Genomic DNA, 3,547 nt, shown 5'->3' on the forward strand with positions numbered 1-3,547 from the left:
CCCCCCGCCTGCCAATGGGCCGCTCTCCCCAAGGGGACACCCTCCTACTAAATGGGGCCGCTGACGGCGTTTTGGGGGCCGAAAATGGCTAAGGGCGTATCTAAGCAGGCTAAGGCGCTAGAACTGTGGCGTAAGGGTAGTACAGCGGCCACAATAGCTAAAAAACTCGGTTACACAAGCGAGGGCGCGGCCCTGAAAGCCTGTGTAAAGGAATTAGCTAAAGCTCCTGCTACTACTGTGCAGCAGCAAAGGGCTATAGAGCGCGAAAGGCTAGACCTGGTGGCAGCGCGGGTAATGATTTCCGCGCTTGACGGCGACGCGATTGCCGCTAAGCAGCTTTTGGATATTCAGCGGCGGCGTGAGGAACTGGCGGCGGCTGCAGCCTCTAAAACAGGACCGCTAGTGGAGGCCGTGCAGGCTACCGCTAAGGCCTGCGAGGGATTAGAGGCGGGCGGGGCTGACGCTGCCCTCGTTAGAGCCTGTCTAAAGATTGCTGAACACGTCGATAACATCGACAGGTTCGGCACGGCTGCAGAGCAAACTAAGGCGCGCTACCTTATTCCGCATCTTACGAATATGCTGCGTGAAATGGGGGCTACTCCTGCAGCGAGGGCGGCTAGGGAGGCTGGCAAGGCACCAGAAAAGTCGAAGCTAGCGCAAATGCAGCAGGCGCGCGATAGGCTCAGGGCTGTCTAGTGGGTGTCAAAGGCTGCAAGATACCGCAGGTGTGGACTAAACCGCTGCGTAAGCTCACGCCTGCTACCTCGCGCGGTTTTGAGTGCATTAAGTTCGCGCGCGATATTTTGCAAATCGAGCTTTTGCCGTGGCAGGAATGGGCACTAGTACACCTCCTGGAAACGCGCCCTAATGGTGAGCTACGCTTTAGAACCGTAATCATTGAGGTTGCTAGGCAGAATGGGAAAACCACCCTCGCTATCGTTCTTTGCCTTTGGCGCATGTTCCTAGATGGTTCCGCGCTCGTACTCGGTACAGCGCAAAGCCTGGAAACCTCCGAGGATACTTGGGGTGAAGCTGTTGAAATCGTTGAGTCTAACCCGGAATTAGCGCCGCTCATTGCCCCAAAGGGGGTAAAGTCCCAAAACGGGAAAAAGGAATTGAAGCTCGTTTCTGGCGCTAAGTGGAAGGTAGCACCCACAAACCGACGCGGGGGCCGTTCAAAGTCTGCTGATACGGTTCTTTTTGACGAGCTGCGCGAACATTCCTCCTGGGAGGCGTGGAGTGCTATCGCTAATACCACTATTGCTAAGAAAAACGCGATAGTTCTTGGTATTTCTAACGCGGGCGATAAGACCTCGGTAGTTCTAAAAGAATTACGCAAAAAGGGTATTGAGCAGGCAGAAAAAGGCACCGCGTTAGGGTATTTCGGGTGGGCAGCTGCCAAAGATGATGACATTTCGGACCCTAAAACCTGGGCAAAGGCTAATCCGGGGCTCGGTTACACCGTTTCGGAGGAAGCGCTAGCTGACGCGCTGGCAACACAGCCAGAAACCGAGTTTAAAACAGAAAACCTGTGCATGTGGGTCGAGTCTGTGCAGGAAACCGCGATTAAACCTGAGGACTGGCAGGCCCTCGCTGATAAGAATTCTGTTATTGATCCCGCATCGCCGCTTAGCGTGGGCGTGGATGTTTCCTCGGATCGCCTGTACACCTCGGTTTGCGTTGCCGGGTGGCGTGACGATGGTTTGCCGCATGTGGAGGTTGTCGCCTGTAGGGCGGGCATGTTGTGGGTTGCCGATTGGCTTACTGTGTTTGCGCGCAAGTGGGATCCGGCAAGCGTGCTGGTGCAGGCGCGCGGGTGTGGCGCGTCTGAGCTTATAGATCCGATAGAAAAAACCGGCCTGCAGGTTAGGCCCGTTGGTGGGTCCATGTTAGGGGCGGCAACAGGGCAGTTTTTAGATCGCGTAAGAGATGGCACGCTAGCGCACTTGGGGCAACCCGCGTTAGATGTGGCAGTAGCAGGCAGTATCGCTAAAGGCCTTGGCGAAAGCAAAGTTATTACTCGTAAAGACTCTCCTGCAGATGCGGCCCCGCTGATTGCCGCAATGTGGGCAGTGTACGGGCTGGCGCATGAGCAGGCAGAAGATACCCGTCTTAGCGCCTATTCCTCTATGGCCTCGGACTGGTGGAACAGCCCCCCGGTCCCAACAGTGTCTGAACCCCCGAATAAGAGTGAAAGCCAGTCGCGCCCGTGGTGGGCATAGAAAGGAAAACAAATTGAGTTTTATGGATGCTATAGCCCGTTTCCTTGGGCGTACCGGGGCGGGCACACCAGGCCAGGAGGTTGCTTTAGCCCCTGGTGGTATGCCTGTGAACCTTATTGCTTTGCCTTCGGGCGGCGGGTGGCTGAACCCGGAAAAAATGAGTGTCGCGCAACTGTGGCGCACCCAACCGCACCTAAGGACCGTAGTTGATTTTCTTGCGGGCAACGTAGCACAACTGTCATTGCACGCCTTTACCGAAAATGCTGCAGGAGAACAGGAGCGAGACAAAACTAGTCCGGTTGCTGCCTGGGTGCAGCAGCCTAACGACTACCAGACTATGCCCGATTTCCTGCGCGCGTTCACTATCGAGCGTCTGCTATACGATCAGGCGTTTATCTGGGTGCTAACCGGCCCTGATGGGGCCTTACAGACCCGCGTTTTGCCCTCGGAGGCAGTCACTGTAACCCGTGACGCGTTCGGGGTGCCCACCAGGTACGAATACGCTATAGCGGATACTGCAGGAGTAAAAAGCAGTCACACTATCCCAACCAATGAGGTTATCGAGTTCAAGGGGTGGACTCCCTCGGAGCCGGGGGCAACATCATCGCCTGTAGAAACGCTTAGACAGATCCTTAGCGAGCAGTACTATTCCTGGTGGCGCAGGGCCGCTATGAGTAAGCGGGGCGGGCGTTTCCAAGGGTTCTTTTCGCGCCCTAAGGACGCGCCAATGTGGACTGACGACGACCGGCGGCGGTGGGATGAAATGCGGCAAGCGTTCGCTATTGGAGGTGAACGCGCCGGCGATGACATGCTTCTCGAAGATGGGATGACTTATCAGCAGGCCGCGCCCTCAGCGCAAGAAACACAATGGGCAGAATCAGTCACTCTATCCTTGCTGACTATCTGCCAAGTTTTCCACGTAAACCCCACAATGGTAGGCGTATTAGACAACGCAAACTACTCGAATGTGCGTGAGTTCCGGCGTGCCCTCTACACTGACACATTGGGCCCTCTGCTGCGTGAAATCGAAGCCCGCCTATCCCGCTTCGTGCTACCTCTGTTGGGCGCTCCTGATGGGGCCTGGGTGCAATTCAATGTAGAGGGCAAGCTGAGGGGCTCATTCGAAGAGCAAGCGCGGGTAATGTCTGCAGCTATTGGCGCGCCGTTCATGACAAGGAACGAGGGGCGGCGTATGCGCGGCCTGCCCCCTGTAGAGGGTGGAGACGAGCTCATTACCCCGCTAAATGTGGCTATTGGCGGGCAGGCAAGCCCGTTAGATGGGGGCGAGGGCAGGCCCTCCGAGGGCGAAAAAGACGCGCTCGCGG

At 56.6% G+C, this 3,547-nt stretch carries 3 protein-coding genes; all 3 read left to right on the forward strand.

The genetic code is table 11. From position 1 onward, the window contains the following. The first annotated feature begins 84 nt into the window (after positions 1-84). Positions 85-696 (forward strand): terminase small subunit, encoded by a 612-nt coding sequence (locus G437_RS0110295; protein WP_024332465.1) that lies wholly within the window; start codon positions 85-87, stop codon positions 694-696. A gap of 29 nt (positions 697-725) precedes the next feature. Further along, positions 726-2,222: a terminase large subunit domain-containing protein gene (locus G437_RS0110300; RefSeq protein ID WP_162138743.1), complete on the forward strand. Its 1,497-nt coding sequence runs from the start codon at positions 726-728 to the stop codon at positions 2,220-2,222. Positions 2,223-2,244: 22 nt separating this feature from the next. Further along, positions 2,245-3,547, forward strand: a 1,303-nt coding sequence (locus G437_RS0110305; RefSeq protein ID WP_024332467.1) for a phage portal protein, incomplete at its 3' end; no start/stop codon positions are given.

This window comes from Winkia neuii subsp. neuii DSM 8576, assembly GCF_000420405.1.
Classification (GTDB): Bacteria; Actinomycetota; Actinomycetes; order Actinomycetales; family Actinomycetaceae; genus Winkia; species Winkia neuii.